Origin of the sequence: Bacillus sp. DHT2 (genome assembly GCF_026241455.1) — a bacterium.
Lineage (GTDB): Bacteria > Bacillota > Bacilli > Bacillales > Bacillaceae_G > Bacillus_A > Bacillus_A pseudomycoides.
Genome location: NZ_JAPHWH010000053.1, coordinates 1 through 2,521, shown reverse-complemented (window position 1 = coordinate 2,521; position 2,521 = coordinate 1). Strand labels below are relative to the sequence as shown.

1 protein-coding gene is annotated in these 2,521 nt (G+C 39.4%); it reads left to right on the top strand.

What is annotated here, in order from left to right:
- The first annotated feature begins 598 nt into the window (after nt 1-598).
- Nucleotides 599-2,395, top strand: coding sequence for a group II intron reverse transcriptase/maturase (ltrA, locus tag ORL93_RS30700; protein ID WP_265960336.1), 1,797 nt, complete (start codon nt 599-601; stop codon nt 2,393-2,395).
- The last annotated feature ends 126 nt before the right edge of the window (nt 2,396-2,521 follow it).

The window sequence follows — 2,521 nt, the reverse complement described above, 5'->3', positions numbered from 1 at the left end:
GCGCGACAAGAAGTCGCTTCATAATAGTGCGCATCCATAAGGATACGCTATTCTAGTTGTCAAGAATATTTCCACCCGAAACAGCGTTGCTAGTAATGGCAGGGTTGGTTGCATGAAGGAACGCATAAGGAAGCGATGAACGTCCATTCAATCCGTGCTAGGAAAAGATGAGAAAGGTAAACGACAGTGAATCTTTGTAAGCTTCGTTACGATGAATCCAATGAAAGACGTTGATACATTGGAAATGCGGATTAGAAAAGTGAACTTTGGATGTCACTGAGAGACAACCTACATGTCCGCCGGAGTAGAGAAGGTACCTTCCCTCATCGTATCTATGTGAAGTGGAACTTGGTAAGCCCTATATAATCTGTACGTTGTACAGTAAGGATGCCGTAAGGCAAAATGACGTTATAGAGGGTATGGGATGTTGGAAAAAGCGAAGGTCGCAAAGTCGAAAGGCAACAGGAATTCATAACTGTGCGAATAGTATCCAGGGCATAACCTAATGATGTAACCCGAAAGGGTGCAGACTTCCAACAGGTCTTCAACACGAAAAAAAAGCGAAAAGAAACTTCTGCCGAAAGGAAGGAATCTAGTTATGGATACAGCTCACAAGGCGTCGGCTATTCCTTCACTTACAGATTGGTTTACAATCCATTGGGGAGAAATTGAGAGGTATGTAAGGAAGTTACGACAACGAATTTTTCGTGCCAAACAGCAAAATCAAAGAAGAAAAGTGAGAAAGTTACAAAGGCTCATGCTTCGAAGTAGAGCAAACCTATTGTTATCGATCAAAAGAGTCACACAAGTAAATCGAGGGAAACGAACTGCGGGTATCGACGGAGAACGGGTATTAACACCAAAATCTAGAGTGAAACTGTTTCACCAAATGATGTATCAAAGCATCCAATTGCATCTCCCAAAAGCTGTGAAACGTGTATATATTCCAAAACAGAATGGAAAATTACGCCCACTGGGCATTCCAACAATCAAGGATAGAGTGTGGCAAAACATAGCCAAAAATGCACTAGAACCGGAATGGGAGGCAGAATTCGAACCTATTTCATATGGATTTCGCCCTAAGCGTAGTGCGCATGACGCCATAGCGAATATTTTTAATAAACTAAACTCTAAAAGCAAGAAGGTTTGGATATTCGAAGGGGATTTCACCGGATGTTTTGATAATCTAAGTCATGAGCATATCTTAGAGAAAACTGATAAGTTTCCAGCTAAAAGGATTATCAAGAGATGGTTACAATCTGGATATATAGATAATCAGGCTTTCCACCCAACTACAGTGGGTTCACCTCAAGGAGGAATCATTTCACCACTATTAGCTAACATCGCCCTACATGGTATGGAGAAGGAGCTGGGAATCAGCTACAGTAGGAGTAATACCAAAAGGCAAGGTATTACCTATCATACAAATATCAAATGTACAAAGGCTATGATTCGTTATGCAGATGATTTTATCGTTGCTTGTCAAACGAAAGAGGAAGCCGAATCCCTTTATCAAGAGCTAACACCTTATCTTGAGAGACGAGGTATTACATTAGCGACAGATAAGACTCATGTCACTCACATTACGGAGGGGTTCCGTTTCCTAGGGTTTCATATTAAGCAATATAAACAAGACAAAAATAAATTGTTAATTAAACCCTCTAAAGAAAGCATACAAAAAGCCAAGAAGAAGATGAAAACTACCTTTCAAAAATTAAAAGGAAAACCTGTTCAAACACTACTTGCTGAATTAAATCCAATTATTCGGGGATACGCGTATTACTGGATGCATGTAGTATCAAAAAGGGTATTTTCATCAATGGATTATTTTATATGGGGGAATATTGTACGTCATGTAAAAAGGCTACATCCAAAGAAAAGCTGGAAATGGATTATGAAACGATATTTTCGAAAACCTCATCATGGTGGTCATGATAAATGGGTTCTTACTTGTCCAAAGACAAAATATCAAATTTTTAAAATGATTTGGACTCCGATTATCCGACACATTGGGGTGAAGTATAAGAACAGTCCCGATAATCCTGAACTCACTCATTACTTTATCAAACGTGATAGAATAGATTTCGATAACAATAATACGCTAGCTCGAATTAAAATCGCAAAGAAACAGAAATATATCTGTCCAATCTGTGAAGAGGCTCTACAAAACGGAGAAGCATTAGAAGTACATCATAAAGTTCCTAAGGCTTATGGGGGAACAAATGAATATAGTAATCTCCAGCTTCTACATATACCATGTCACATCCAATATCATCAAAAACATCCTATCTTTCGAGAGAGAGCGTATATTTACAAGAAATTGAACAAACGTATCTCATTAACTCCTCAAGAGAGAATTCAGTTAATAGAATGGCACGTGATTGATGAAGAGTGACCAGCTGTTTTGGATAAAAAGAAGGCTTGAGCCGGATGTTTGGAAACGGACAAGTCCGGTTCTGAGGGGAGAAAGGGTCCGTGAGGACTCCGACTTACCCGACCTCCGAAATACACATGATATGGT

What these genes read in the sequence shown, in the direction of transcription:
- ltrA (WP_265960336.1), top strand. Translation starts at nt 599, where the DNA reads ATGGATACAGCTCACAAGGCGTCGGCTATTCCTTCACTTACAGATTGG.